The organism is Pseudomonas sp. NPDC089407, assembly GCF_044900445.1.
Taxonomy (GTDB): Bacteria; Pseudomonadota; Gammaproteobacteria; order Pseudomonadales; family Pseudomonadaceae; genus Aquipseudomonas.
This window is the reverse complement of record NZ_JBJDNB010000009.1, coordinates 134376-160863: the sequence shown is the minus strand read 5'-3', so window position 1 is coordinate 160863 and position 26488 is coordinate 134376. Positions and strand designations below refer to the sequence as shown.

Annotated in this window: 25 protein-coding genes; 23 read left to right on the top strand and 2 right to left on the bottom strand. The window is 61.6% G+C overall.

The window, feature by feature from the left end; all coding sequences use genetic code 11:
• Positions 1–76: 76 nt before the first annotated feature.
• Complete coding sequence (locus ACI2KG_RS09740) at positions 77–1936, bottom strand: FkbM family methyltransferase (RefSeq protein WP_404661720.1); 1860 nt, start codon at positions 1934–1936, stop codon at positions 77–79.
• Positions 1933–3672, bottom strand: coding sequence for a tetratricopeptide repeat protein (locus ACI2KG_RS09735; protein ID WP_404661719.1), 1740 nt, complete (start codon positions 3670–3672; stop codon positions 1933–1935). The genes ACI2KG_RS09740 and ACI2KG_RS09735 overlap by 4 nt, the downstream gene beginning before the upstream one ends.
• A 170-nt stretch (positions 3673–3842) precedes the next feature.
• Here ACI2KG_RS09735 and ACI2KG_RS09730 point away from each other — a divergent pair, with 170 nt between their 5' ends.
• The 23 genes from ACI2KG_RS09730 (at position 3843) to fliP (ending at position 26488) form a co-directional block, all read left to right on the top strand.
• Entirely contained in the window at positions 3843–4979 is a 1137-nt protein-coding gene (locus ACI2KG_RS09730; RefSeq protein WP_404661718.1) for a flagellin, read from the top strand.
• Positions 4980–5054: 75 nt separating this feature from the next.
• A complete protein-coding gene (locus ACI2KG_RS09725; protein ID WP_404661717.1) occupies positions 5055–5408 on the top strand; it encodes a flagellar protein FlaG in 354 nt (117 codons plus the stop codon).
• 93 nt (positions 5409–5501) lie between these two features.
• On the top strand, positions 5502–6902 hold the full coding sequence (gene fliD / locus ACI2KG_RS09720; RefSeq protein WP_404661716.1) for a flagellar filament capping protein FliD: 1401 nt from the start codon (positions 5502–5504) through the stop codon (positions 6900–6902).
• Between the two features lie 92 nt (positions 6903–6994).
• Positions 6995–7393, top strand: a complete 399-nt coding sequence (gene fliS / locus ACI2KG_RS09715) for a flagellar export chaperone FliS (RefSeq protein ID WP_404661715.1) — start codon at positions 6995–6997, stop codon at positions 7391–7393.
• Positions 7390–7773: a flagellar protein FliT gene (locus tag ACI2KG_RS09710; protein WP_404661714.1), complete on the top strand. Its 384-nt coding sequence runs from the start codon at positions 7390–7392 to the stop codon at positions 7771–7773. The genes fliS and ACI2KG_RS09710 overlap by 4 nt, the downstream gene beginning before the upstream one ends.
• Before the next feature lie 351 nt (positions 7774–8124).
• Positions 8125–9600: a transcriptional regulator FleQ gene (fleQ, locus tag ACI2KG_RS09705; protein ID WP_404661713.1), complete on the top strand. Its 1476-nt coding sequence runs from the start codon at positions 8125–8127 to the stop codon at positions 9598–9600.
• A gap of 439 nt (positions 9601–10039) precedes the next feature.
• The gene (locus ACI2KG_RS09700) at positions 10040–11257 is read left to right on the top strand and encodes a sensor histidine kinase (protein ID WP_404661712.1); all 1218 of its coding nucleotides are present in this window, start codon (positions 10040–10042) and stop codon (positions 11255–11257) included.
• Positions 11257–12612 (top strand): sigma-54-dependent transcriptional regulator, encoded by a 1356-nt coding sequence (locus ACI2KG_RS09695; protein ID WP_404661711.1) that lies wholly within the window; start codon positions 11257–11259, stop codon positions 12610–12612. The genes ACI2KG_RS09700 and ACI2KG_RS09695 overlap by 1 nt, the downstream gene beginning before the upstream one ends.
• Before the next feature lie 206 nt (positions 12613–12818).
• Positions 12819–13151 (top strand): flagellar hook-basal body complex protein FliE, encoded by a 333-nt coding sequence (fliE, locus tag ACI2KG_RS09690; protein WP_003254438.1) that lies wholly within the window; start codon positions 12819–12821, stop codon positions 13149–13151.
• Positions 13152–13166: 15 nt separating this feature from the next.
• On the top strand, positions 13167–14945 hold the full coding sequence (gene fliF, locus ACI2KG_RS09685; protein ID WP_404661710.1) for a flagellar basal-body MS-ring/collar protein FliF: 1779 nt from the start codon (positions 13167–13169) through the stop codon (positions 14943–14945).
• Entirely contained in the window at positions 14938–15957 is a 1020-nt protein-coding gene (gene fliG / locus ACI2KG_RS09680; protein WP_400613798.1) for a flagellar motor switch protein FliG, read from the top strand. The genes fliF and fliG overlap by 8 nt, the downstream gene beginning before the upstream one ends.
• A 182-nt stretch (positions 15958–16139) precedes the next feature.
• Positions 16140–16934: a flagellar assembly protein FliH gene (gene fliH, locus ACI2KG_RS09675; protein WP_404661709.1), complete on the top strand. Its 795-nt coding sequence runs from the start codon at positions 16140–16142 to the stop codon at positions 16932–16934.
• On the top strand, positions 16924–18279 hold the full coding sequence (gene fliI / locus ACI2KG_RS09670) for a flagellar protein export ATPase FliI (RefSeq protein ID WP_404661708.1): 1356 nt from the start codon (positions 16924–16926) through the stop codon (positions 18277–18279). The genes fliH and fliI overlap by 11 nt, the downstream gene beginning before the upstream one ends.
• Positions 18280–18285: 6 nt before the next feature.
• Positions 18286–18738: a flagellar export protein FliJ gene (fliJ, locus tag ACI2KG_RS09665; protein WP_400613805.1), complete on the top strand. Its 453-nt coding sequence runs from the start codon at positions 18286–18288 to the stop codon at positions 18736–18738.
• A 391-nt stretch (positions 18739–19129) separates the two neighbouring features.
• Positions 19130–19435, top strand: coding sequence for an STAS domain-containing protein (locus ACI2KG_RS09660; protein WP_400613807.1), 306 nt, complete (start codon positions 19130–19132; stop codon positions 19433–19435).
• A gap of 8 nt (positions 19436–19443) precedes the next feature.
• The gene (locus ACI2KG_RS09655; RefSeq protein WP_404661707.1) at positions 19444–21135 is read left to right on the top strand and encodes a SpoIIE family protein phosphatase; all 1692 of its coding nucleotides are present in this window, start codon (positions 19444–19446) and stop codon (positions 21133–21135) included.
• Positions 21136–21183: 48 nt separating this feature from the next.
• The gene (locus ACI2KG_RS09650) at positions 21184–21531 is read left to right on the top strand and encodes an Hpt domain-containing protein (RefSeq protein ID WP_400613812.1); all 348 of its coding nucleotides are present in this window, start codon (positions 21184–21186) and stop codon (positions 21529–21531) included.
• A gap of 72 nt (positions 21532–21603) precedes the next feature.
• Complete coding sequence (locus ACI2KG_RS09645) at positions 21604–22863, top strand: flagellar hook-length control protein FliK (protein ID WP_404661706.1); 1260 nt, start codon at positions 21604–21606, stop codon at positions 22861–22863.
• 420 nt (positions 22864–23283) lie between these two features.
• Positions 23284–23781: a flagellar basal body-associated protein FliL gene (fliL, locus tag ACI2KG_RS09640; protein WP_400613816.1), complete on the top strand. Its 498-nt coding sequence runs from the start codon at positions 23284–23286 to the stop codon at positions 23779–23781.
• Between the two features lie 9 nt (positions 23782–23790).
• Positions 23791–24759, top strand: a complete 969-nt coding sequence (gene fliM / locus ACI2KG_RS09635; RefSeq protein ID WP_003254418.1) for a flagellar motor switch protein FliM — start codon at positions 23791–23793, stop codon at positions 24757–24759.
• Between the two features lie 47 nt (positions 24760–24806).
• On the top strand, positions 24807–25274 hold the full coding sequence (gene fliN, locus ACI2KG_RS09630) for a flagellar motor switch protein FliN (RefSeq protein WP_400613818.1): 468 nt from the start codon (positions 24807–24809) through the stop codon (positions 25272–25274).
• A 12-nt stretch (positions 25275–25286) separates the two neighbouring features.
• Positions 25287–25721, top strand: a complete 435-nt coding sequence (gene fliO, locus ACI2KG_RS09625) for a flagellar biosynthetic protein FliO (RefSeq protein ID WP_404661705.1) — start codon at positions 25287–25289, stop codon at positions 25719–25721.
• A complete protein-coding gene (gene fliP / locus ACI2KG_RS09620) occupies positions 25721–26488 on the top strand; it encodes a flagellar type III secretion system pore protein FliP (protein ID WP_404661704.1) in 768 nt (255 codons plus the stop codon). Before fliO ends, fliP begins: the two co-directional genes overlap by 1 nt.

Here is a 26488-nt window from a genome sequence, read left to right as displayed (position 1 = left end):
AGGCGCAGGCTGATGGCGGGTAGTCAAAAACCCGCCTTCGCTGTCGAATTTACGCTCACTTGGGGCGCTTGGGTCATCAAGCCTTTTTGAAGTGTAGCAAGGTGATGCGGCTATCCAGTTGCTCACCAGCGCCCATTGCAGCCTTGTGGGGTAGTTTCTGATACGTCTCCAGGCGGTACCCAAGTCGTGCCAGCCGGCAGATATACCATTCGGCATCTCTATAGCGGTGATTGAGCTTGAATGCGCGGTCCCAGCGAGTATCCATCAGGTCAAACAGGATGATTTCCGGTGTGGATCTGGAGAGCCCTTCCAGGATTTTTTCCAGCAGTGCGTCCGTGACAGCACCGAGCAATTCGCCCACGAGCGCAATCGTGCCGGGGAACCGCAGGCCAAAGTCCTCGGAGCCATTGGGTAGTGCCTCCTGAGCCTGGGTGGCGACGTCCACGGCAATGAGCAGTCCATCTGCAGCCAGCAATTCCAGTGTGCGGCGGCTCTCCAGATAACCGGTCAGAAACTCGGAGATCGACCAGCCGCATGGTGCCTGATCCTGGGCGAGTGGAACCTTGGGTGCCCAGTCGCGAGTTGCAGTCATGCCTGCATCGTAAAAGCCTTCACGAGGTGTATTGGGAACAAGCAGATAATTGGACGCAAAAACCAGCTCGAATGCCCGGTGTATCCGATAATCATTTTTGCTTACCCACGCCAAGAACCGCCCTTTGTTGGCATTGGCGATTTCGATAAGCAGAACCGGACGATTGCGCTGGATTAACTGCTGGGCGCCTTCCAGTACCTCCATCTCCATGCCTTCGACGTCAATTTTCAGAAGATCGACTGTAGTATCAGGGAAGCGATTGTCCAACGCGTCGATCTCAAGGCCGCCACCTGCATCTAGCTTGATGCTGGTAGCGCCAAGGTTGCTCGGGTCGACGTTGGCATAACTGGCTTTGGCAGGCGCAGCGCCGACGCCGATGCGTTCAATCGCAAAGCGCTCGGCGGGCACCTCATTGAGATTGAAGTTGGTTTCAAGCAAGTCCGCGATTGCATCGGCCGGTTCGAAGCAATGCACGTGAGCTGCATTGGCAATCTGGCTGAAGAAGAGTGCGTGGTTGCCGATGTTGGAGCCCACGTCGAAAACGCGGGCTTGACGCGGTAGGACAAGCAGGGTTTCGGTGAGTTCTTTTATCTCGAAAAACTGCTCGCGAGCAAGCTGGTTCTGGATCAGGTCCAGTGTATTGCTGAGGCGGAACTTTACCTCTTTGCCATTGAATGGCACGCCTGCAATAACTTCGTTGACGCTGCAGAACTCGCCGAATACACGTGGCATCGCAAGGTTCCAGTCGCTACCTGTTGCTGCCCTTGGACCGGTAGAGTGCTGCCCGCGAATGTTGTAAAACAGCGGCCTCTCAATTTTGATGGCGCGATAATTTCGCCAGATGCGCAGGTAGTACTCGAAGTCTTCACCGCAGTCCATTTCAGTGTTGAACGGCTGATTGGCAGCCGCTTCATAACGTACGAAGTGGCCGTTGTGCAGTGTCAGAAACGGATGGTTGATGAGCACTTGCTCCAGCGAAGTCAGCGGGCTGATCTCGTTTGGGCGGCGATCGATTTTTTGAGTGGCCAGATCAGCTTCGAAAATGGCGCCCCAGATCGCGTCATGTTCTTCGACCAGGTGTTCAACTTGTATGAAGGCGTCGGGGGCCATCAAGTCGTCTGCATCTACGAAAAAGATCCAGTCTGCTTGAAGTTTTCCGGCTTCTTGCACGCCCAGGTTGCGAGCACGAGATCGGCCTTGCCCCTGGGAATCATTAACAGGAATTATGTGAACTTCAGAGAACGGGCCGGTGCCATTGTCTATGGCTTGCTGAACCGATGCGATCAGGCGCTTCGAAAGTTCTTCGTGGCCCGGGCCGACGGGGGTAATTACGCAACATTTCATGCTTTGATCCCTGCAGATGATTGGGGGATGACACCGTCGACGGCCAGCTTTTCAATGACGCGATCGATCACATCCCTCCAGCTGAGAATTTCCCGGTTTCGGAATATCTGTACGCTGTTGTACCAATAGCTTGGCCCCTCGTTCATGCCCCAGCGCCAGTTCGGATTGAGTTGAATCAAGGCGTAGGTCGGCACGCCCAGTGCGCCTGCCAAGTGTACGGTCGAGTTGTCGACACTGATGACGGCGTCCAAAGTGCAAAGTTGTGCAGCTTGCGCTTCCATGATCGCAGTAGGGTCAACAGAGTCGTCGTGATAAATCGAAATGCCCGCCTCTCGAAGTGAAGCGAGGTCCGCCTCGGTGCTGTCGTACTGAAGGTCGATGAGCTGAACGTTTTCAAGTTTCGACAATGCTTTCAGGTCGTCGACCCCGACTCGCCTGCTCTGACGTTCGGTGTGTGCTGCCTTACCGCCGCGCCAGGAAATACCGATGAGCTTTTTGCCAGGGAAGAGCGCCTTGTAGCGATCTCGGGTTACCTGGATAAGCGCAGGGTCGGGTTTCAGATAGGCTGCGCCTTCACCGAAAGATTCACGGGTAGTCCGGAAGATTGCGGCAAGGCTGCCCATCGGGATCTGATAGTCTGCGTTCGGCCAGCGCTGCTTGAATACCCGGGTGCCGAGGTGTGCAATTTCGCCATCGGATTCTCTTCGCAAGAAGGTGACATCGGGGAACGTGCGTTCGAACAAGCTGTCCAGCCGAGCGTAAATTTCGTAGCACAGATTGCCGCCACGTTGCCGCAATTCGGCAAGCATGGTGCTGAACATGATGTGATCGCCGATTCCCTGCTCGGCCCATACCAACAACGTTTTTCCTTCAAGTGGCTCCCCGGTCCAGCGGGGGATGTTGAAGTGCTGGTTCTGCTCGCGCAATGCAATATCCCAGCGCCATTCGTACTGCCGCCAGCCATCCTCGAATTGGCCAAGGCGTAGCATTACGATGGCCAGATTGTTATGGATGCCCCCATGGTTTGGCTCCAGTTCGAGGACTTTCTGGTACTGGCTCACCGCTTCGGGGTAGCGACCCACCTGTTCCAAGGCTGTACCAAGATTGAAGTGCTGGGTTTGATTGTCGGGCGTCAACTCCAAGCCGGCTTGATAGCAACCAATGCAATCGTGGTAGCGCGCCAGTTGGTAATACGCCTGTGCCAGCAAGGTTAGCAGGTGGGATTGTTCAACCTTGCTAAACGGTTCTTCCAGTGCTTTGAGAACGAGTGGCTCTACTTCGTTGTAAGCCTGAGCGAGCATCAAGGCTTCATATAAAAGTTTGAATCGCCAAATATTGGGTTGGGCTTTATACAAGGCCTTGGCTTTCGCCAGCTGGGCAACATAGGGCTTGTGTTTATGCAGGTGTTGAAAAATCAGTTGATCAGCCGCTTTGTCGTAGGGTAGCGCCAAAGCTTGTTCTGCGTGCGAAACAGCTCTTTCGTAGTCTTCACGTTCAAACAGCAGATGAGCAAGTTGAGCATGGGCGAGGGTGCATGCGGGCGTCAGGCGAGTCAGCTTCTCATATAGTTGCAGTTGGGCGTCGACATCTTGGGTGCGCTCGGCCTTGACGAGGGCGGCGCCAATGCTTTGGATCTCGGCTTGAAGGTTTCTGCTTTGCATGAGGGCTTCCGTCTGCGTGGCGAGGTTTTGACGTTTGAGCGGGCCAAGCAAGAACGAGGCCAGCCATGTCTGCACACGTGGATACTGGCTTTGAGCCAGTTTTCAGAAAAAAATCAAAAAAAATTTAAAGTGCGTACGGATCCAGACGATAACCCCTACGAAGGTTCTGTGAGGCGCACCGCCGGATATCAAGCTCGGCCGCCCTGGACCCCATCTCCGTTTGGCTTATCGCAAGGAAATTAGTCATGGCTCTTACCGTCAACACCAACATCGCCTCTCTGTCGGTTCAAAAGAACCTGACCAAGGCCTCCGATTCGCTCAGCACCTCTATGACTCGCCTGTCGACCGGCCTGCGTATCAACAGCGCCAAGGACGATGCTGCAGGGTCCCAGATCTCCAACCGCCTCACCAGCCAGGTCAGCGGCCTGAACGTTGCGATCAAAAACGCCCAAGATGCGAACTCCATCGCGACCGCCGCCGAAGGCGCCCTGCAAGAATCGACCAGCATCCTGCAGCGTATGCGTGAACTGTCCCTGCAGTCGGCCAACGGTTCGAACAGCGCCGAAGACCAAGGTGCACTGAACCAGGAATTCAAATCCCTGACCGCAGAGCTGACCCGTATTTCCAAAACCACAACGTTTGGTGGTGGCAACTCGGGTATCAACCTGCTGGATGGTACTGCCGGTAACCAAGGTACTCTGACCTTCCAGGTCGGCGCGAATGCCAACGAAACTGTTTCGTTCACCTTGGGCGACATGGGCGCTAGCGCCCTCAAGGGTACAGCTGGTCTGGCAACTACCTCCCTGACTATTGATAGCACCGCCTATATCACGAGCACCACCACCCTTGCGGCAACCACGATCAGCATCGCAGGTGTCGATGTGGATATTGCCAGCGGCTCGTCGCTGTCCGATGCTGTTGCTGCAATCAACACCAATGTCAGTGGTATGACTGCTACTCTGAGTGCTACTGGCGGTTCGATCGTTCTGACTTCCAGCGAAGCGATTGATGTCATTGGCTCTGGCGGCACTATCAGCGGCGCTGCTGCGGCTGTCTCCACCTCCAGCTTCACCGTTCAGCAGTTGAACATCAGCGATGCTTCCGGTGCCCAGAAGGCTACCCAGGTCATCGACGCCGCCCTGAAGCAGATCGACACCCAGCGTTCGGCCCTGGGCGCCATCCAGAACCGTCTGGACAGCACCATCTCCAACCTGCAGAACGTTTCCGAGAGCGCCACTGCGGCCCTGTCGACCATCCAGGACGTGGACTTCGCGGCAGAAACCGCCGAGATGACCAAGCAGCAAACCCTGCAGTCCGCGGCAACAGCTGTTCTGGCCCAGGCCAACCAGCTGCCTTCCGCCGTACTGAAGCTGCTGCAATAAGGTTGGCCTGACGGCCGATAGTTGAGAAGGGGCGCATCGCGCCCTTTCTTGCTTTTCGCTTGAGAGGTGTGGTCTATGGACGTGAATCTCAATGTGAACGCTGCCGCAGGCAATGCCGCCAGCGCTCCAACGGTCGGCGCCATTGCCGGTCGGCAGGCCGCTGCTAGCGCACCTGCATCAACGCAAGACGATGCCCCTGCCTATTCGGCAGATGCGTTGAACCAAGCGGTAGAAGGGCTTCGTTCCCTGGCGCAGGCCTCGCACCGCAATCTCGACTTTTCCATTGATGAAGGCTCCGGTCAGACCGTGGTCAAAGTCGTTGCGAGCGACACCGGTGAGGTCATCCGGCAGATTCCTTCAGAGGTGGCGCTGAAGCTGGCGCAAAACCTGAAAGATGCCGACGGGCTGTTGCTGAACGTCGAGGCCTGAAGGGGTGGCGCGGATTTTGTATGCCTATTCCAAAGGCGTCGGAAATCCGCTGCTGCACAGTGCTGAGCGTCAAATTTTAAGGGAGTCTGAATAATGGGCACTTCCATTAATGGAGTCGGGTCTGGGTATGACATCGACACGATCGTATCGGCCTTGGTCAACGCGCAAAAAGCGCCAAGGCAAAGTCAGATCGATAAGGCGACCACGTCAGCCAACACCACGTTGTCGGCTATCGGATCGCTGAAAAGCGCGCTGTCAAAATTCCAGACCGCCATGGAAGACTTGGGCGAAAACAGCTCGTTCACAGGGTTGACCGCCAAATCGTCCAATGAAGAGGCATTGACAGCCAAGGTGAGCGCTGGTGCTGCCACTGGCACCTACGTTATCAAGACGACTTCGATCGCCACCAGCTCGAAGGTTGCCACGCGGTACATCGATACCGGTACCACGTTCGAGGCTGGGACCTTGAGCGTCAAGCAGGGCTCCGGCACAGCAACCACCATCAAGGTGGCCGCAGGAGCGTCGCTGTCCGATATCCGTGACAGCATCAACACCCAACTGAAGTCCAGTGGTATTACGGCCAACATCATCTCCGACTCGGAAGGCCAGCGACTTGTGCTGAGCTCTACCAAGACGGGTGAAGGTACTGACATCAGTATTACCTCCAGCAGTGATGCCCTGAAGGCGCTGACAATCGATGGTTCGGGTACCCAGGCCTCTGACGATGTCGGCGGTTATGTTGTTGCTCCGGCTGCTGATGCGGTCTACACCATCGACGGCCTTTCGATGAAAAGCGCCACTAACGAAATCACGACGGCAATCAGTGGCGTCGAGTTCACTTTGCTGGAAGACGATACCAAAGCCACGATCACGGTCGATACCAACACCGACGGTTTGAAGAAATCCATCAACACCTTCGTGGATGCTTACAACTCCCTGATGGCGTCGATCAAATCGTTGACCAAGGTGACCTCTACCACGGATGATGATGGTAATGCGACATCCACGGCTGCGGCGCTGACCAGTGATTCGTCAGTTCGTAGTATTGTGAGCGGCCTGCGCAATCAGTTGATCGGCAACTCCACGGATGGCGGCACGATCAAATTGTTGTCGCAGCTGGGTGTTTCGACCCAGAACGACGGTACCCTGTCCATCGATGACGACAAACTTGAAGCTGCGCTGGAAACCAATGCCGCCTCGGTGGAAGGGTTCTTCACGGGTTCGGGTGGTTTGTTGACGCGGATGTCCTCCACGCTGGATCTCTACGTCGCTGATGATGGCCTGCTGGACAAGCGCACCGATACTTTGAACGATACGCTGTCTGATCTGGCTACGCAGCAGACCAGCCTCGATCGCCGTATCACCAAGTACGAAGCAACGATGTACTCAAAGTACAACGCGATGGATACCCTGATCGCGCAGCTCAAGGCGACGAGCAGTAGCGTAATGACGACCTTGAACGCGTTGAACAACGCCAGCTCTGACGATTCATAGGTCGCAGTTGCCCTGGGGTTAAAGAGTGACGTTCCAGGGCCGATACAATGTTCAGTGGCGACCATCGCCGAATACATGATAGGGGCAGCGTAATGAACCGTATGGCCGCGCTTCGGCAATACCAGAATGTGAACACCCAGTCGGAAATCCACGGCGCTTCGCCACATCGGTTGATCCAGTTGCTGATGGAAGGCGGGTTGAGCCGTATCGCTCAGGCGCGTGGAAGCATGGAGCGGGGTGAGCATCTGGAAAAAGCCAAGCTGATCACCAAGGCCATGGGGATCGTCGCCGGGTTGCGTGAAAGCCTTGATTTCCAGCAGGGCGGGCAGTTGGCGATGGATTATGCGCGCCTCTATGACTTCATGACGCGTCGTCTGGTAGAGGCCAACCGTTCCAGCGACCCTCGGATTCTGGATGAAGTCACCAAGGTGTTGCTTGAGCTGAAGATGGGGTGGGATGGTATCGCTCAGCAAGCCGCGGAGGTGTCATGAGCCAGGATAGCGGGGACGCTGATCGCCGCGCTCTCGAGGCTGCGACGGCGATGCAGGAGGGTGGCCAAGGTACACTCTCTGTGTCGCAGCGCGTCAGCGCTTCTCGCATTGCTTTGGCCGATGCGCTGGCCAGGGAAGACTGGGAGGCCGTCAGTGCGCTGGATATCGAATGCCGGGCTTGTGTGGAGGCCGTGCTGAACGAACCAGGTATAGACCGTGCGCGAGTGCATGCCGACCTGGAAGCACTGCTGGAGATCTATCGCTCGCTGGTCGCAGACGCCAGCGAGGCCCTCCAGGCTATCGCCCGGGAAGTGTCCGAGTTTCGGAAGTCGACCAGCCAGGCGAAAATCTACAGCCTCTTCTCCAATCAGGGTGCATGAGTCCGTCGCGCGTTTTCAGGCTGGGCCGGCTTGACTGAATTGACCTGTGTCACCGTTCGGGCATTTTTTTGTCGGCGCGGTCTGCTGCCGGGTCATCGGGACGGCAAGTGCTTCAATTTCGTGAGAGAATTCGCCTGTCGCGTTAAGCTCAAGCCGCTATGGTATACCATCCCTTTCAGTCGGAGGCGCATTTGTAAACTTCTGTGCGCCATTAATTTGACTACGCAATCTTTTTTGACTTTACTAGTGTCTGATCTCGAATTCCAGGCGTCCGAACACTGACCATTCAGTCGGAATGATGTCAAGCACGCCCCTGCAGGGCGCCGATATGACTAGGGAAGTTGCTATTGCATGTGGCGTGAAACTAAGATTCTGCTGATCGATGACGACAGCGCACGCCGCCGCGACCTTGCGGTGGTGTTGAACTTCCTCGGCGAAGATAACCTCGCGTGCGCCAGCCATGACTGGCAGCAGGCGGTCGAGCCATTGTCCTCGAGTCGCGAAGTGCTATGCGTACTCATCGGCACCGTCAATGCTCCGGGCAATCTTCTGGGGCTGCTTAAGACAGTGGCTGGTTGGGATGAGTTCCTTCCGGTTCTGCTTTTAGCTGAAATTTCTTCTGCCGAGCTGCCGGAAGACCTGCGCCGCCGGGTGCTTTCCAACCTGGAAATGCCGCCCAGCTACAGCCAGCTGCTGGATTCGCTGCACCGTGCCCAGGTCTACCGCGAGATGTACGACCAGGCCCGCGAGCGCGGCCGCCAGCGCGAACCCAACCTGTTCCGCAGCCTGGTCGGCACCAGCCGTGCCATCCAGCATGTGCGGCAGATGATGCAGCAAGTGGCCGATACCGACGCCAGCGTGCTGATCCTGGGTGAATCGGGCACCGGCAAGGAAGTGGTGGCGCGCAACCTGCACTACCACTCCAAGCGCCGCGAAGCGCCGTTTGTGCCGGTCAACTGCGGCGCGATCCCGGCCGAGTTGCTGGAGAGCGAACTGTTCGGCCACGAGAAGGGCGCCTTTACCGGGGCGATCACCAGCCGTGCCGGGCGTTTCGAGCTGGCCAACGGCGGTACCCTGTTCCTCGACGAAATCGGCGACATGCCGCTGCCGATGCAGGTCAAGCTGCTGCGCGTGCTGCAAGAGCGCACCTTCGAGCGCGTGGGCAGCAACAAGACCCAGAGCATCGATGTGCGCATCATTGCCGCGACGCATAAAAACCTCGAGACCATGATCGAGGGCGGCACCTTCCGCGAAGACCTGTACTACCGGCTGAACGTGTTCCCCATCGAGATGGCGCCGTTGCGTGAGCGGGTGGAAGACATCCCGCTGCTGATGAACGAGCTGATCTCGCGCATGGAACACGAAAAGCGCGGCTCCATCCGTTTCAACTCAGCCTCGATCATGTCGCTGTGCCGCCACGGCTGGCCGGGCAACGTGCGCGAGCTGGCCAACCTGGTCGAGCGCATGGCGATCATGCACCCGTACGGGGTGATTGGCGTGTCCGAGCTGCCGAAGAAATTCCGCTACGTCGATGATGAAGACGAGCAGATGGTCGACAGCCTGCGCAGCGACCTGGAAGAGCGCGTGGCAATCAATGGCCACACGCCGAACTTCAGCAGCCACGCCATGCTGCCGCCCGAAGGCCTGGACCTCAAGGACTACCTGGGCAGCCTGGAGCAGGGTCTGATACAACAGGCGCTGGACGATGCCAACGGTATCGTTGCGCGCGCAGCTGAACGTTTGCGCATTCGCCGGACCACCCTGGTCGAGAAGATGCGCAAGTATGGTATGAGCCGCCAGGGCGGCGAGGACCAGGCAGAGGATTGATGGATAGGCCGGGGTGTTTGCCTTGGCCTTTCTGGCGCCTGTGAGATCGAGCGCCGCCCGCGCGGCGCTTCGCGGGACAAGCCCGCTCCCACAGTCTGTTTCGGGCCAGTCACTTCTGTGAAGTCTCCACTGTCCGCCTTGTTTGTTTCCTTCGATTTAGGGGGCGCAACTGCTTTCCACTTATCTCCAGTCGTTCACCAAGGCGGGTACCGGTAATTGCACAGGAGAGATTGGCCCGAAACAGACTGTGGGAGCGGGCTTGTCCCGCGAAGCGCCGCGCGGGCGGCGCTCGATCTCGCAGGCCCTGCAAACCTCCCGGTAACCACCTTCCAGCCCTCGTACTGCCTTCCTCTCGCTAAACCCCCATCTCCGGCACGGCTATTGCTACACCGCTGGCAACATACCGTTTTTATGACGGTCAGCCACGCGAGAGAGCACGATGCCCCAGGCCGCCCACGTATCCCGAGCCCCCGATCAGCAGGGGCAAACCCCGGTCGAGCAGGACAGCCGCCAGGGTATCGAGCACGCCTTCGCCCTGTTCAACCAGGTGTCCAGCCAGCTCAGCCAGTCCTATAGCCTGCTCGAAGCCCGGGTCAGCGAACTCAAGGGCGAGCTGGCTGTGGTCAGCGCCCAGCGCATCGCCGAACTGAGTGAAAAGGAGCGCCTGGCCAACCGCCTGCAGAACCTGCTGGACCTGCTGCCCGGTGGGGTGATCGTGATCGATGGCCAGGGCCTGGTGCGTGAAGCCAACCCGGCGGCCTGCGAGCTGCTCGGTGAGCCGCTGATCGGTGAGTTATGGCGCCAGGTGATCGCTCGCAGCTTTGCCCCGCGAAAGGACGACGGCCACGAGGTCTCGCTGCGCGACGGCCGCCGCCTGTCGATCGCCACGCGCTCGCTGGACGCCGAACCCGGCCAGCTGGTGCTGCTCAACGACCTGACTGAAACCCGTCGCCTGCAAGACCAGCTGGCGCGTCACGAGCGCCTGTCATCGCTGGGGCGTATGGTCGCCTCGCTGGCGCATCAGATCCGCACGCCGCTGTCGGCTGCCATGCTCTACGCCAGTCACCTGGCCGATAGCGAGCAACCGCTAAGCGAGGAAACCCGCCAGCGTTTTGCCGGCACCCTGAAGGAGCGCCTGCACGAGCTGGAACACCAGGTGCGCGACATGCTGGTGTTCGCCCGTGGCGAGCTGCCGCTGGGTGATCGGGTTACCCCCAAAGCCTTGTTCCAGGCCCTGCAGCAGGCAGCCCAGACCCATGTGCAAGGGCATGCCATACGTTGGCAGTGCGACAGCCACTTGGGCGAGCTGTTGTGCAACCGCGATACCCTGGTCGGTGCCTTGCTCAACCTGATCGAGAATGCCATACAGGCCAGCGTCGGTGCGGCGCGGTTGAAGGTGCACCTGTTCCGCCGCGAGCGCACCTTGCACCTGTGCGTGAGTGATGCCGGCAGCGGCATCGACGCCGAGTTGCTGGCGCGTCTGGGTGAACCGTTCCTGACCACCAAGGCCACGGGCACCGGCCTGGGCCTGGCGGTGGTCAAGGCTGTGGTGCGTGCGCATCAGGGTACGGTCAGCCTGCGTTCGAAAGTGGGCCGTGGTACCTGCGTGCGGGTGGAGCTGCCACTGATCGACGGGCAATGGGCGGAGACCGTGTAATGGCAATCAATGTGCTGCTGGTCGAGGACGACCGCGTCTTGCGCCAGGCGTTGGGAGACACCCTGGAAATCGGCGGTTTTGCCTACCGTGCGGTGGGTTCTGCTGAAGAAGCGCTGCAGGCAGTGCAGGATGATGCATTCAGCCTGGTGGTCAGCGATGTGAACATGCCTGGCATGGATGGCCACCAGTTGCTTGGCCATCTGCGTCGCCAGCAACCGCAGCTGCCGGTGCTGTTGATGACGGCGCACGCGGCTGTCGAGCGGGCGGTCGAGGCCATGCGCCAAGGCGCCGCCGATTACCTGGTCAAGCCGTTCGAACCCAAGGCGCTGCTCAGCCTGGTCGAGCGGCATGCGGCCGGGCGGGTAAGCGGCGAAGAAGGCCCGGTGGCCTGCGAGCCGGCCAGCCGCCAGTTGCTGGAGCTGGCTGCGCGGGTAGCGCGCAGTGACTCCACCGTATTGATTTCCGGCGAGTCCGGTACCGGCAAGGAAGTGTTGGCCCGCTACATTCACCAGCAATCGTCGCGGGCGACGCAGCCCTTTGTGGCGATCAACTGCGCGGCGATCCCCGACAACATGCTTGAAGCCACCCTGTTCGGCCACGAGAAGGGCGCCTTCACCGGCGCCATTGCCGCCCAGGCCGGCAAGTTCGAGCAGGCCGAAGGCGGCACCTTGCTGCTCGATGAAATTTCCGAAATGCCCATGGCCTTGCAGGCCAAGCTGCTGCGCGTGTTGCAGGAGCGTGAGGTGGAGCGGGTAGGTGGGCGCAAGCCGATCAGCCTCGATATCCGCGTGCTGGCCACCACCAACCGCGATCTGGCAGGCGAAGTGGCAGCCGGGCGTTTCCGTGAAGATCTTTTCTACCGGCTGTCGGTGTTCCCACTGGCCTGGCGGCCGCTGCGCGAGCGCCCGGGTGACATCCTGCAGTTGGCCGAGCGCCTGCTGGCACGGCATGTAGCCAAGATGAAACACGCCCCGGTGCGCCTCTCACCGCAGGCACGGGCGTGCCTGCAGGCGCATGCCTGGCCGGGCAACGTGCGTGAGCTGGACAACGCCCTGCAGCGGGCGCTGATTCTGCAGCAGGGTGGGGTGATCGAGGCGGCGGATTTCTGTCTGGCAGGCGCCATTCCGTTGTCAGCTGGCACTGCGCCATTAGCTGAGGTGACTGCTGAGGCGAGTGGCCTGGGTGATGACGTGCGCCGCCACGAGTACCAGATGATCATCGACACCCTGCGCGCCGAGCGCGGCCGCCGCAAAGAGGCGGCCGAACGCCTGGGCATCAGCCCGCGCACCCTGCGCTACAAGCTGGCGCAGATGCGCGATGCCGGGTTTGACGTCGAGGCCAGCCTGTTCGGCTGAAGATCGAAGGGGCTGCTGCGCAGCCCATCGCCGGCAAGCCAGCTCCCACAGAGGCTCCCGCTGTACATGTGGGAGCTGGCTTGCCGGCGATGGGGCGCGAAGCGGCCCTGTTTAACCGAGATTCAAGGCTGGCACCTTTGTTGCTTTACGTAGGCTATTCGCCGCATGAGTGTCAAAAAAATGCGGCCGCAGGAGAGAGAAGGGTCATGAGCCAAGGTGTTGAATTCAATCGTCTGATGTTGGACATGCGGGCCATGCAGGCCGATGCCATGTCGCTGCCCAAGGTCACTGCCGCGCCCGAGCTGGCGCCGGGGCAGAGTACCTTTGCCGACATGCTCGGCCAGGCTATCGGCAAGGTGCATGAAACCCAGCAGGCCTCGACCCAGCTGGCCAATGCCTTCGAAATCGGCAAGAGCGGCGTCGACCTGACCGACGTGATGATCGCGTCGCAAAAGGCCAGCGTGTCGATGCAGGCCATGACCCAGGTACGCAACAAGCTGGTCCAGGCGTACCAGGACATCATGCAGATGCCGGTTTGAGGGCGGACGTAAACCATGGCTGAAGCAGTCGTCGACAACGTCCCTGCCAAACCCGGCAAGCCTGCGGGCAAAGCGCCGATCCCGGGCATGGCGTTTCTGGAAAACATTTCGCAGATGCCAATGCTGCGTCAGATGGGCCTCATGGTCGGCCTGGCGGCCAGCGTGGCGATCGGTTTTGCCGTGGTGCTGTGGTCGCAACAACCCGATTACCGTCCGCTGTACGGCAGCCTGTCGGGCATGGACACCAAGCAGGTCATGGACACCCTGGCCGCTGCCGACATCCCCTACAACGTAGAGCCCAACTCCGGTGCGCTGCTGGTCAAGGCCGACGACCTCTCCCGCGCGCGCCTGAAACTGGCTGCTGCCGGCGTGGCGCCAAGTGACGGCAACGTCGGCTTCGAACTGCTCGACAAGGAGCAAGGCCTGGGCACCAGCCAGTTCATGGAGGCCACCCGTTACCGCCGCAGCCTTGAAGGCGAGCTGGCGCGTACTGTGTCCAGCCTGAACAACGTCAAGGCCGCACGCGTGCACCTGGCCATCCCGAAGAGCTCGGTGTTCGTGCGTGACGAACGTAAGCCAAGCGCTTCGGTACTGGTCGAGCTGTACCCGGGCCGCGCCCTGGAAGCCGGGCAGGTGATGGCCATCGTCAACCTGGTCGCCACCAGTGTGCCGGAGCTCGACAAGTCCCAGGTCACCGTGGTCGACCAGAAGGGCAACCTGCTGTCCGAGCAGTTGCAGGATTCTGCCCTGACCGAGGCCGGCAAGCAGTACGACTACAGCCGCCGCATGGAAAGCATGCTCACCCAGCGTGTGCGCAACATTCTGCAGCCAGTACTGGGCAATGACCGCTACAAGGCCGAAGTGTCTGCCGACCTGGACTTCAGCGCGGTCGAATCGACTGCCGAGCAGTTCAACCCCGACCAGCCGGCGCTGCGCAGTGAGCAGTCGGTAGAGGAGCAGCGTGCCAGCAGCCAGGGCCCGCAAGGTGTACCCGGCGCGCTGAGCAACCAGCCGCCAGGCGCTGCTTCGGCACCGCAGACCACCGGTGGTGCCGCTACCCCGGCTGCGGCCATCCAGCCAGGCCAGCCGCTGGTGGATGCCAACGGCCAGCAAATCATGGACCCGGCCACCGGCCAGCCAATGCTCGCGCCGTACCCGTCAGATAAACGTCAGCAAAGCACCAAAAACTTCGAGCTGGACCGCTCCATCAGCCACACCCGCCAGCAACAGGGGCGCATGACCCGCCTGTCGGTGGCGGTGGTGGTGGACGACCAGGTCAAGATCGACCCGGCCACCGGCGACACCACCCGTGCGCCATGGGCGGCAGAAGACCTGGCGCGCTTTACCCGCCTGGTGCAGGACGCGGTCGGCTTCGACGCCAGCCGTGGCGACAGCGTGACGGTGATCAACGTGCCGTTCGCCGCCGACCGTGGCGAAGAAATTGCCGATATCGCCTTCTACCAGCAGCCGTGGTTCTGGGACATCGTCAAGCAGGTGCTGGGTGTGGTGTTCATCCTGGTGCTGGTGTTCGGTGTGCTGCGTCCGGTGCTGAACAACATTACAGGGGGCGGCAAGCAGGCTGCCTCGGATAGCGACATGGAGCTGGGCGGCATGATCGGTCTGGATGGCGAACTGGCCAACGACCGCGTCAGCCTGGGTGGCCCGACAAGCATTCTGCTGCCTAGCCCGAGCGAGGGTTACGAGGCACAGCTCAACGCAATCAAAGGCCTGGTGGCCGAAGACCCGGGCCGTGTGGCCCAGGTCGTGAAAGACTGGATCAACGCCGATGAGTGACAACCGAGCCGTTACCGCCAAGCTGAGCCGCGTCGACAAAGCGGCGATCCTGTTGCTGTCGCTGGGCGAGACCGATGCGGCCCAGGTACTGCGGCACATGGGCCCCAAGGAAGTGCAGCGGGTGGGTGTGGCCATGGCGCAGATGGGCAATGTGCACCGTGACCAGGTCGAGCAGGTGATGAGCGAGTTCGTCGACATCGTCGGCGACCAGACCAGCCTGGGCGTGGGCTCCGATGCCTATATCCGCAAGATGCTCAACCAGGCCCTGGGCGAGGACAAGGCCAACGGCCTGGTCGACCGCATCCTGCTGGGTGGCAACACCAGCGGCCTGGACAGCCTGAAGTGGATGGAGCCACGCGCCGTGGCCGACGTGATCCGCTACGAGCACCCGCAGATCCAGGCCATCGTGGTTGCCTACCTTGACCCGGACCAGGCCGGTGAAGTGCTGAGCAACTTCGACCACAAGGTGCGCCTGGACATCGTCCTGCGCGTGTCGTCGCTGAACACCGTGCAGCCGGCAGCCCTGAAAGAACTGAACCAGATCCTCGAGAAGCAGTTCTCGGGCAACTCCAACGCAGCGCGCACCACCCTGGGGGGTATCAAGCGTGCGGCCGACATCATGAACTTCCTCGACAGCTCGGTGGAAGGTGCGCTGATGGACGCAATCCGCGAAATCGATACCGACCTGTCGGAGCAGATCGAAGACCTGATGTTCGTCTTCAACAACCTGGCCGACGTCGACGACCGGGGTATCCAGGCGCTGCTGCGCGAGGTGTCCTCCGACGTGCTGGTGGTGTCGCTCAAGGGTGCCGACGAGCGGGTCAAGGACAAGATCTTCAAGAACATGTCCAAGCGTGCCTCGGAGCTGCTGCGCGACGACCTGGAAGCCAAGGGGCCGGTGCGGGTCAGCGACGTCGAAACGGCGCAAAAGGAAATCCTCACCATTGCCCGGCGCATGGCCGAGGCCGGCGAGATCGTGCTTGGCGGCAAAGGCGCCGAGGAAATGATCTGATCCTGCCGGCGACGCGGCCCCCTGTAGGAGCGGCCTTGTGTCGCGATAGGGCTGCAAAGCAGCCCCAGGATTTCAGCTTCGCAGCATAAAGTGCTGGGGCTGCTTTGCAGCCCTATCGCGACACAAGGCCGCTCCTACAGGGGGCGCGTTGGTTGCTAAAAGGCTTTTGAGTATTTGAAAACATGCCCACCAAAGAACATCACCCCAGCGACCTGATCCGCGCCCGCGACCTCGAGGGCGTGGACGTGTGGGCGCTGCCCAGCTTCGACCCGCAACCCGAGCACGTTCCGGAGCCACAGCCGGAACCTGAAGTGGTCGAGGATGAGATCGAGGAAGTGCCGCTGGAAGAAGTCCAGCCACTGACCCTGGAAGAGCTCGAAGCCATCCGCCAGGAAGCCTACAACGAGGGCTTCGCCACCGGTGAGCGCGAAGGCTTCCACAGCACCCAGCTCAAGGTCCGCCAGGAGGCCGAAGAGGCCCTGAAGGCCAAACTCGGCAGCCTTGAGCGGCTGATGGCCAACCTGATGGAGCCAATCGCCGAGCAGGACACGCAAATAGAGAAAACCCTGGTGCACCTGGTTGCGCACATGACCCGCCAGGTAATTGGCCGTGAGCTGCGCAACGACTCCAGCCAGATCACCCAGGTGCTGCGCGAGGCACTCAAGCTGCTGCCCATGGGCGCCGACAACATCCGCATCCACCTCAACCCCCAGGATTTCGAGCTGGCCAAGGCCCTGCGCGAACGCCATGAAGAAAACTGGCGGCTGCTGGAAGACAGCGCACTGCTGCCCGGTGGTTGCCGTATCGAAACCGCGCACAGCCGCATCGACGCGAGCATGGAAACGCGCATCGAGAAAGCGGTGGCGCAGTTGTTCGACCAGTTGCACGACCATTCCCTGCACCCGGCGGCGCCGGACGTGTCGGTAAACCTGGATGCGCCGCTTGAGCGCGCCGTGGATAACCCCGATGCGCCTTGAACGCACCAGTTTCGGCAAGCGCCTGGGCAGCTACGCCGAGGCCATCGAGCTGCCGGCCCAGCCCATCGTTGAGGGCCGCCTGCTGCGCATGGTCGGCCTGACCCTGGAGGCCGAAGGCCTGCGCGCCGCAGTCGGCAGCCGCTGCCTGGTAATCAACGACGACAGTTACCACCCGGTACAGGTCGAAGCCGAAGTCATGGGCTTTGCCGGCTCCAAGGTGTTCCTCATGCCGGTTGGCAGCATTGTCGGTATCGCCCCTGGCGCCCGTGTGGTGCCACTGGATGATGGCGGCCGCCTGCCGATGGGCATGAGCATGCTCGGCCGGGTGCTGGATGGTGCCGGCCGTGCGCTGGATGGCAAGGGTGGGATGAAGGCCGAGGACTGGGTGCCGATGGACGGCCCGGTGATCAACCCGCTCAACCGCGACCCCATCAGCAAGCCACTGGATGTAGGTATCCGCAGCATCAACGGGCTGCTCACGGTCGGCCGTGGCCAGCGCCTGGGGCTGTTCGCCGGTACCGGCGTGGGTAAGTCGGTATTGCTGGGCATGATGACCCGTTTCACCGAGGCCGAAATTATTGTGGTCGGCCTGATCGGTGAGCGGGGCCGCGAAGTGAAGGAGTTCATCGAGCACATTCTCGGTGAAGAGGGCCTGAAGCGCTCGGTGGTGGTGGCGTCGCCTGCCGACGATGCGCCCCTGATGCGCCTGCGTGCGGCCATGTACTGCACGCGCATTGCCGAGTACTTCCGCGACAAGGGCAAGAACGTGTTGTTGTTGATGGACTCGCTGACCCGTTTCGCCCAGGCCCAGCGGGAAATCGCCCTGGCCATCGGCGAGCCGCCGGCCACGCGCGGTTACCCGCCGTCGGTGTTTGCCAAACTGCCCAAGCTGGTGGAGCGGGCCGGTAACGGCGAGCCGGGTGGTGGATCGATCACGGCGTTTTATACCGTGCTGTCCGAAGGTGACGACCAGCAAGACCCGATCGCTGACTCGGCGCGGGGCGTGCTCGACGGGCACTTCGTGCTGTCGCGGCGGCTGGCGGAGGAAGGCCATTACCCGGCGATCGATATCGAAGCGTCGATCAGCCGGGTAATGCCGCAAGTGGTCGATGCCGACCACTTGCGCCAGGCGCAGAAGTTCAAGCAGTTGTGGTCACGCCTGTCGCAAAGCCGCGACCTGATCAGCGTGGGCGCCTATGTGGCCGGCGGCGACCCGGAGACCGACCTGGCCATTGCCCTGCAGTCGAGGCTGGTGGAGTATCTGCGCCAGGGCCTGCGCGAGAACGTGGGCATGGCGCAGAGCCGCGAACAGCTGGGGGCGATCTTCACGCCCCCGGCGGGCTGATAGGCCATGGCGCTGCCCGGACGCGCCGCGCGCCTGGCGCCGGTGGTGGACATGGCCGAAGAGGCCGAGCGCAAGGCCGCCCAGCGCCTGGGCCACTTTCAGCAGCAGGTGGCCACGGCCCAGGCCAAGCTGGCCGAGCTGGAACGCTTTCGCGAGGACTACCAGCAGCAGTGGATCAACCGTGGCGGGCAGGGGGTCAATGGCAGCTGGCTGGTCAATTACCAGCGCTTCCTCGGGCAGTTGGAAACGGCCATGACCCAGCAGCGCCAGAGCCTGGTCTGGCACCAGAACAACCTCAACAACGCCCGCGGTACCTGGCAGCAGGCCTATGCCCGGGTGGAGGGCTTGCGCAAGCTGGTGCAGCGCTACATGGACGAGGCCCGGCGCGCCGAGGACAAGCGCGAGCAGCGCTTGCTGGACGAGCTGTCCCAGCGGTTGCCGCGGCAGAATTATTTGTAGGGTTTGGGGTGTTCGCCTTGAGGTGGTTGTCGCCTGTGAGATCGAGCGCCGCCGGCGCGGCGCTTCGCGGGGCAAGCCCGCTCCCACATTTGTTGCAACGTGCCGAACCTGTCAGGCCATGGTTGCCAGCTTGGTGAAGCTGACTGGATTCCTGAGTGGCACCAATTCCGCCCCGCATGTCTCAAGCCTTACACCAAGGCTGACATCGCCTCTCCCACAGGCATGGCCACGTTGCAACAAATGTGGGAGCGGGCTTGCCCCGCGAAGCGCCGCGCGGGCGGCGCTCGATCTCCCAGGCGCTGGAGCATCCACGGCGAACACTTGCCACCCCTATCATCGCCTGCTAAACCTTAAAAGTGTTGCATCCGCCATCATCGAAGGAATCGCTAGCATGGCCGTCGAGACTGATTTTTCGCAGGATGGGAAAAAGCTGACGATCAAGATCAAGGGGCGTTTCGATTTCGGCAAGCATCAGGAATTTCGTGACGCTTACGAACGCCAGCCCAAAAAGCCCGATTCGGTAGTCGTCGATTTGAGGGACACCACCTACCTCGACAGCTCCGCGCTCGGCATGCTGCTGTTGCTGCGCGACCACGCGGGCGGCGATGAGTCGGATGTGCGGGTGGTGCACGCCAGCTCCGACGTGCGCAAGATCCTCGCCATTTCCAACTTCGAAAAACTCTTCGATATCAGTTGAGCGCCAGCATGCCTGCCGAACAGGCGTTGACCGTGCTGGTCGCCGAAGACGGTGCTGCCGACCGCCTGCTGCTGGCGCAAATCGTGCGCCGCCAGGGCCACCAGGTATTCACCGCAGAAAACGGCGAGCAGGCAGTGGCGCTGTTTGTCGAGCGGCGCCCGCAGCTGGTGCTGCTGGACGCGCTGATGCCAGTCATGGACGGCTTCGAGGCGGCGCGGCAGATCAAGGCCCTGGCTGGCGAAGCGCTGGTGCCGATCATTTTCCTCACCTCGCTGAACGAAGAAGAGGGCCTGGTGCGCTGCCTGGAGGCGGGCGGCGATGACTTCATGGCCAAACCCTACAGCGCGGTGATTCTGGCGGCCAAGATCCGCGCCATGGACCGCCTGCGCCGCTTGCAGGCCACCGTGCTGGAGCAGCGCGACCAGATCACCCGGCATCACCACCACCTGCTCAACGAGCAGCGGGTGGCCAAGGCGGTATTCGACAAGGTCGCCCACTCCGGCTGCCTGTCGGCGCCGAACATCCGCTACCTGCAGTCGCCTTATGCGCTGTTCAATGGCGACCTGATGCTGGCGGCATTCACCCCGGCAGGCGACATGCGCGTGCTGCTGGGCGATTTTACCGGCCATGGCTTGCCGGCGGCGGTCGGCGCCATGCCGCTGGCCGAGGTGTTCTACGGCATGACCGCCAAGGGCTATGGCATGGCGCAGATCCTGCGCGAGATGAACGTCAAGCTCAAGCGCATCCTGCCGGTGGACATGTTCTGCTGCGCGCTGCTGCTCAACCTCAGCATGCAGCGCGGCTCGGTCGAGGTGTGGAATGGCGGCATGCCCGATGGTTATCGTCTGTCGGTGGATGGGCAGGTGCTGTCGGTGCTGAGTTCGCGGCATCTGCCGCTGGGCATTCTCGCCGCCGAGCGCTTCGATGACAGCACCGAAGTGCTGCCGATGGTGTCGGGCGAGCGCCTGTTGTTGCTGTCGGATGGCGTGCTCGATACTGCCGATGACGAAGAGCGCCTGTTTGGCGTGCAGCGCCTGCTTACGGTGCTGGCCAACAACCGTGAACCGGCCCAGCTGTTCGACGAGCTGATGCAGGCCCTGGAGCGTTTTGGCGGGCGCCCGCGCGATGACATCAGCTTGTGTGACATCCGCATGTTCGGTGCCCAAGAGCGGGTGCCGGCGCCCATGATCTACGCTGATAGTGGCCGCTCCAGCCCATTGGACTGGTCGCTGGGCTTCGAGGTGCGTGGCGAGAGCCTGAAGCGCTTCAATCCGGTGCCGTACCTGGTGCAGTTGTTGCAAGAAATACACGGCCTGCGCGCACGTACCGGTAGCCTGCACAGCGTGCTCAGCGAACTGTATTCCAACGCCCTGGAACATGGTGTGCTGGGCCTGGACTCGCAGCTGAAAAGCGATGTACAGGGCTTTGCCGACTATTATCAGGAGCGCGCCCGGCGCCTGGGGTCGTTGACCGACGGTTTTGTAAGCATCAATTTCAGGGTTGAACCCCATGGCGACGGCGGGCGTCTGATGATCGAGGTCCGCGACAGTGGTGCCGGTTTCGATGTGCAGCGCGTGCTGGCGCGGCCTGCGCGCGACCAGGGGCTGAGCGGTCGTGGCCTGAACCTGGTACAGCGGCTGGCCAGTGAGGCGCGCTGGAGTGAGGGCGGGCGTTGCGCGCATGTGGCGTTCGTATGGTGAGCCACTGGGTGGCTCGGGCATAATCTGGCTTGATCAAGGAGTGAACAAGTGGCTGAAAAGCATATTGACCAGAAGGTAATCAGTGACCTGCGTGAGGTCATGGAGGATGGTTACCTGCAGTTGGTGCAGACGTTTCTCGACGACTCTGAGCGCCGGCTGGGCCAGCTGCATGCGGCCAAGAGTGCCGAGGAGCTTGGTGCGGCCGCTCACAGTTTCAAGGGCAGCAGCAGCAACATGGGGGCGCTGATCCTGGCCAGCCTGTGCCACCAGCTGGAAGAGCGTGCGCGGGATCGCCCGTTGTATGGCATTGAAGACCTGATCAGCCGCATTGATCAGGAATTCGTCGAGGTGCAGCGCTTCTATCGCGGTGAGCAACAAGGTATTTCCGCCGGTTGATAGGCGAGTTGGCGCGAGTCTTGCAATTCTCCGCCCGGATGATTTTCAAGTTCCATGCGCGGAGACCGCTCGATGCCTGTCGCACCCAACCCATTGTTGCAAGCCAATGCCATTGCCAACACCTCGCGTTCGGCCGCTGTGCAGGCGGACAAACCGCTGCAGGCGCTGGGCGACAAGGGTGATGGCTTTGGCCAGGTGATGGCCAGGCAGGGCCGCGACAAGGCTGCTGGGGCGGATGACAAGGTGGCCCAGGCCAAGCCCAAGGACAAGCCTGATGCGGCAGCGGGCGGCAAGAAAGACCCGGCCGACAAAAACGCTGTTGCCGATGACGGCAATAAATTGCCAGCAGACGATGCGGCGCAGGCCGATACCGGTTTGCGTGATGCCAGCCTGGTAGCTGGGCAGGTCACCGACGCCCAGCCGGGCGCGCAACTGATCCAGGCCCAGGCCGAGGCGGTAGCGCCGGTGCTGCAGGCCGCTACGGCGCAAGCCCAGGTGGCGCTGCCTGAAGGCTCTCCTGTTGAAGAAGCTTTCGACCCGGATGCCGACCCCTTAGCCAACCTGCCCACCCTGCGCCTGGCGCTGGAGCACAGTGCCCAGGCCAAGGGCAGTACCTCAGCACATGCTCTTGATCCTGCTCAGGCTCAAGGCGAGGATGGGCGGGCAGCCGTCAATACCTTGGCGAATCTGGTCGAGAATGCCGAGGGCGATAGCGGCGAGCCGGGTGACAAGGCCTTCGGCGCCTTGCTTGAAGAGGGCCTGAAGGACACCAAGAGCGCCAGCAGCGACACCCGTGTCGACGATTTCGCCAACCGCCTGGCCAGCCTGACCCAGGCGGCCACGGCCAAGACCGCCAACGCCGTGCCAGCCAGTGCCAGCCCATTGCACCAGCCGTTGCCGATGAACCAGAGCGCCTGGGCCGAGGGCTTGGTCAACCGGGTCATGTACCTGTCCAGCCAGAACCTCAAGTCGGCTGACATCCAGCTGGAGCCGGCCGAGCTGGGTCGCCTGGACATTCGCGTCAATGTTGCGGCGGACCAGGCCACCCAGGTCACCTTCATCAGCGGCCACGCCGGTGTGCGTGACGCCCTCGACAGCCAGGTTCACCGCCTGCGTGAGCTGTTCGCCCAGCAGGGGCTGGCACAGCCGGATGTCAATGTTGCCGACCAGTCGCGCGGGCAGCAACAGCAGCAGGGGCAGGCGCAGGGCAGCAACCTGTCCGGGGTGGCTGCACGCCGGGCCGAGCAGGGGCGCGGTGAGGTGGCCGACGGTGCCCGGCCGGTGGAGCGGCAGGTGGTTGTGGGTGACAGTGCGGTGGATTATTACGCCTGAGGCCGGGGTGCATGGCTTTAGGTTTTTAGCGCCTGTGAGATCGAGCGCCGCCCGCGCGGCGCTTCGCGGGGCAAGCCCGCTCCCACAGTCTGTTTCGGGCCAGTTACTCCTTTGAGATTGCCTCTGGCCGCCTTGTTTGTTTCACTCGATATCGGCTGTGCCGCTGTTCTTCATCAATCTCCAGCCATACACCCGGGGGGGGCGCGCCAAAGGCACAGGAATAATTGGCCCGAAACAGATGTGGGAGCGGGCTTGTCCCGCGAAGCGCCGCGCGGGCGGCGCTCGATCTCACAGGCGCCACACCTCTGCCGGTGGACCCATCCCGACCCCAACACAATCTAACAAGCCCGAAACTGGCATAACACTTGCTCAAGCCAAGCCATCCTCCCTTGAACCCCCGATGGACGACGGATTATTGGCATGGCGAAGAGCGAAGCAGTCAAAGACCCCGCCACTAAAGGCAAACTCAAGCTGATCATCATGGCCGTGGTAGGCCTGTTGCTGGCGATCGGCCTTTCGGTGGGCGCTACCTGGTTCATCATGCACAAGGGCGAGCCGGCGCCGGCCGCCGAAGCAGCAGCCAGCAACGCCAAGCCTGCGGCCATCTACGTGCCGCTGACCCCGGCTTTCGTGGTCAATTTCAACCAGAACGGCCGCCAGCGCTACATGCAGGTGAGCATCGCCATGCAGGCGCGCAACCAGGCCGACCTGGACGCGCTCAAGGTGCACATGCCGGTGATTCGCAACAACCTGGTGATGATGTTCTCCGGGCAAGGTTTCGACACCCTCGCCAGCAGCCCGGTAGGCCAGGAAATGCTGCGCCAGAAAGCGACCGCCGTGGTTCAGGAAGTGGCGCAGAAGGAACTTGGCAAGCCGGTCATCGACCAGCTGCTGTTCACCAATTTCGTATTGCAGTAGGAGTCCGCAATGGCCGTACAGGACCTGCTGTCCCAGGATGAGATCGATGCCCTGTTGCATGGCGTCGACGACGGGCTGGTGCAGACCGAGAGTGCATCCGAGCCTGGCAGTATCAAAAGCTACGACCTGACCAGTCAGGACCGTATCGTGCGGGGTCGCATGCCGACCCTGGAAATGATCAACGAGCGTTTCGCCCGTTACACCCGTATCAGTATGTTCAACCTGCTGCGCCGTTCGGCCGACGTGGCCGTGGGGGGCGTGCAGGTGATGAAATTCGGCGAATACGTGCATTCGCTGTATGTGCCGACCAGCCTCAATCTGGTCAAGATCAAGCCTCTGCGTGGCACTTCGCTGTTCATCCTCGACGCCAAGCTGGTGTTCAAGCTGGTGGACAACTTCTTCGGTGGCGATGGCCGCCACGCCAAGATCGAAGGCCGCGAGTTCACCCCGACCGAGCTGCGCGTGGTGCGCATGGTGCTGGACCAGTGCTTCGTCGACCTCAAGGAAGCCTGGCAGGCGATCATGCCGGTGTCCTTCGAGTACATGAACTCCGAGGTCAACCCGGCCATGGCCAACATCGTCGGCCCCAGCGAGGCGGTGGTGGTCTCCACCTTCCACATCGAGCTGGATGGCGGTGGCGGCGACCTGCACGTGACCATGCCGTATTCGATGATCGAGCCGGTACGGGAAATGCTCGATGCCGGTTTCCAGTCTGACCTGGACGACCAGGACGAGCGTTGGGTCAAGGCCCTGCGCGAAGACGTGCTGGATGTCGCCGTGCCAATGACCGCCACGGTCGCCCGGCGCCAACTGAAGCTGCGCGACATCCTGCACATGCAGCCTGGCGATGTAATCCCGGTGGAGCTGCCCGAGCACCTGGTGCTGCGCGCCAACGGCGTGCCGGCGTTCAAGGCGCGGCTGGGTTCGCACAAGGGCAACCTGGCCCTGCAGATCATCGACCCGATCGAACGCCGCTGACGGCGTGCCGGTCGCTTACAACGAATTGAATGCCTGTCGAGGAAACCATGGCTAACGAAAACGAGATCACCTCCCCAGATGACCAGGCACTGGCCGATGAGTGGGCTGCCGCGCTGGAAGAAACCGGTGCGGCCGGCCAGGCCGACATTGATGCACTGCTGGGCGGTGACACCGGCAGCAGCGGTGGCCCCGGCCGCCTGCCGATGGAAGAGTTCGCCAGCTCGCCGAAGCCGAACGAAAACGTCAGCCTCGAAGGCCCGAACCTGGACGTGATCCTGGACATCCCGGTGAACATTTCCATGGAAGTGGGCAGCACCGAGATCAACATCCGCAACCTGCTGCAGCTCAACCAGGGTTCGGTGATCGAACTCGACCGCCTGGCCGGCGAGCCACTTGATGTGCTGGTCAACGGTACGCTGATCGCCCATGGCGAAGTGGTCGTGGTCAACGAGAAGTTCGGCATCCGCCTGACCGACGTGATCAGCCCTAGCGAACGCATCAAGAAGCTGCGCTGAGTGAAGGGCACGATGCGCGCCATCGCGGCGCTTGCCGCGCTGCTGGCCAGCCACGCCTGCCTTGCCGCCGCTACGCCAGCCGCCACCCCGGTGGCTGCACCCGGCAGCCTCGGCGGGCAGCTGGCACAAATGGTGTTCGGTCTGCTGCTGGTAGTGGGCCTGATCTTCTTCCTGGCTTGGTTGCTGCGGCGCCTGCAGAGCACGGCGGTGAAGGGCGGGCAGCTGATCGAGATTGTCGGCAGCCGGGCCATCGGCCCGCGTGACCGCCTGCTGCTGGTTCAGGTAGGCAAGGAGCAGATCCTGATCGGCCATACCCCCGGCAGCATCGAGGCCCTGCATGTGCTGGCCGAACCTGTGCAGGTGCCGGATAACGCCCGTCAGGCGACGCCGGAGTTTGCCCAGCGGTTGATCGAGTTGATGGGCAAGAACCCTAAGGACAACAAGTGATGAGCGGCGCGCTGCGTACGTTGTTGGGCTCGTTATTGGCGGTGGCGCTGCTGCTGGCCGCGCCATTGGCCCTGGCCGCCGACCCGCTGTCGATCCCGGCCATTACCCTGTCCAATACTGCGGACGGGCAGCAGGAGTATTCGGTCAGCCTGCAAATTCTGCTGATCATGACCGCGCTGAGCTTCATCCCGGCGTTCGTCATCCTGATGACCAGCTTCACCCGCATCATCATCGTGTTCTCGATTTTGCGCCAGGCCCTGGGCCTGCAGCAGACGCCGTCGAACCAGTTGCTGACCGGCATGGCGCTGTTCCTGACCATGTTCATCATGGCCCCGGTGTTCGACCGGGTGAACCAGAGCGCGCTGCAGCCGTACCTGAACGAGCAGCTGACGGCCCAGCAGGCCATCGACACAGCCCAGGGGCCACTCAAGGACTTCATGCTGGCGCAAACCCGGCAAAGCGACCTTGACCTGTTCATGCGCCTGTCCAAGCGCACTGACATCGCCGGCCCCGACCAGGTGCCGCTGACCATTCTGGTGCCAGCGTTCGTCACCTCCGAGCTGAAGACCGCGTTCCAGATCGGCTTCATGATCTTCATCCCGTTCCTGATCATCGACATGGTGGTGGCCAGTGTGCTGATGGCCATGGGTATGATGATGCTGTCGCCGCTGATCATCTCGTTGCCGTTCAAGATCATGCTGTTCGTGCTGGTCGATGGCTGGGCGCTGATCATGGGCACCCTGGCCAGCAGTTTCGGCGGCGTCTGA

What these genes read in the sequence shown, in the direction of transcription:
- ACI2KG_RS09725 (WP_404661717.1), top strand. Translation starts at nt 5,055, where the DNA reads ATGGACGTGAATCTCAATGTGAACGCTGCCGCAGGCAATGCCGCCAGC.
- fliI (WP_404661708.1), top strand. Translation starts at nt 16,924, where the DNA reads ATGCGCCTTGAACGCACCAGTTTCGGCAAGCGCCTGGGCAGCTACGCC.
- fliF (WP_404661710.1), top strand. Translation starts at nt 13,167, where the DNA reads ATGGCTGAAGCAGTCGTCGACAACGTCCCTGCCAAACCCGGCAAGCCT.
- ACI2KG_RS09700 (WP_404661712.1), top strand. Translation starts at nt 10,040, where the DNA reads ATGCCCCAGGCCGCCCACGTATCCCGAGCCCCCGATCAGCAGGGGCAA.
- ACI2KG_RS09660 (WP_400613807.1), top strand. Translation starts at nt 19,130, where the DNA reads ATGGCCGTCGAGACTGATTTTTCGCAGGATGGGAAAAAGCTGACGATC.
- fliO (WP_404661705.1), top strand. Translation starts at nt 25,287, where the DNA reads ATGCGCGCCATCGCGGCGCTTGCCGCGCTGCTGGCCAGCCACGCCTGC.
- ACI2KG_RS09695 (WP_404661711.1), top strand. Translation starts at nt 11,257, where the DNA reads ATGGCAATCAATGTGCTGCTGGTCGAGGACGACCGCGTCTTGCGCCAG.
- ACI2KG_RS09710 (WP_404661714.1), top strand. Translation starts at nt 7,390, where the DNA reads ATGAGCCAGGATAGCGGGGACGCTGATCGCCGCGCTCTCGAGGCTGCG.
- fliN (WP_400613818.1), top strand. Translation starts at nt 24,807, where the DNA reads ATGGCTAACGAAAACGAGATCACCTCCCCAGATGACCAGGCACTGGCC.
- fliL (WP_400613816.1), top strand. Translation starts at nt 23,284, where the DNA reads ATGGCGAAGAGCGAAGCAGTCAAAGACCCCGCCACTAAAGGCAAACTC.
- fliE (WP_003254438.1), top strand. Translation starts at nt 12,819, where the DNA reads ATGAGCCAAGGTGTTGAATTCAATCGTCTGATGTTGGACATGCGGGCC.
- ACI2KG_RS09730 (WP_404661718.1), top strand. Translation starts at nt 3,843, where the DNA reads ATGGCTCTTACCGTCAACACCAACATCGCCTCTCTGTCGGTTCAAAAG.
- fliJ (WP_400613805.1), top strand. Translation starts at nt 18,286, where the DNA reads ATGGCGCTGCCCGGACGCGCCGCGCGCCTGGCGCCGGTGGTGGACATG.
- fliG (WP_400613798.1), top strand. Translation starts at nt 14,938, where the DNA reads ATGAGTGACAACCGAGCCGTTACCGCCAAGCTGAGCCGCGTCGACAAA.
- fliS (WP_404661715.1), top strand. Translation starts at nt 6,995, where the DNA reads ATGAACCGTATGGCCGCGCTTCGGCAATACCAGAATGTGAACACCCAG.
- fliP (WP_404661704.1), top strand. Translation starts at nt 25,721, where the DNA reads ATGAGCGGCGCGCTGCGTACGTTGTTGGGCTCGTTATTGGCGGTGGCG.
- ACI2KG_RS09655 (WP_404661707.1), top strand. Translation starts at nt 19,444, where the DNA reads ATGCCTGCCGAACAGGCGTTGACCGTGCTGGTCGCCGAAGACGGTGCT.
- fliH (WP_404661709.1), top strand. Translation starts at nt 16,140, where the DNA reads ATGCCCACCAAAGAACATCACCCCAGCGACCTGATCCGCGCCCGCGAC.
- fleQ (WP_404661713.1), top strand. Translation starts at nt 8,125, where the DNA reads ATGTGGCGTGAAACTAAGATTCTGCTGATCGATGACGACAGCGCACGC.
- fliM (WP_003254418.1), top strand. Translation starts at nt 23,791, where the DNA reads ATGGCCGTACAGGACCTGCTGTCCCAGGATGAGATCGATGCCCTGTTG.
- fliD (WP_404661716.1), top strand. Translation starts at nt 5,502, where the DNA reads ATGGGCACTTCCATTAATGGAGTCGGGTCTGGGTATGACATCGACACG.
- ACI2KG_RS09645 (WP_404661706.1), top strand. Translation starts at nt 21,604, where the DNA reads ATGCCTGTCGCACCCAACCCATTGTTGCAAGCCAATGCCATTGCCAAC.
- ACI2KG_RS09740 (WP_404661720.1), bottom strand. Translation starts at nt 1,936, where the DNA reads ATGAAATGTTGCGTAATTACCCCCGTCGGCCCGGGCCACGAAGAACTT.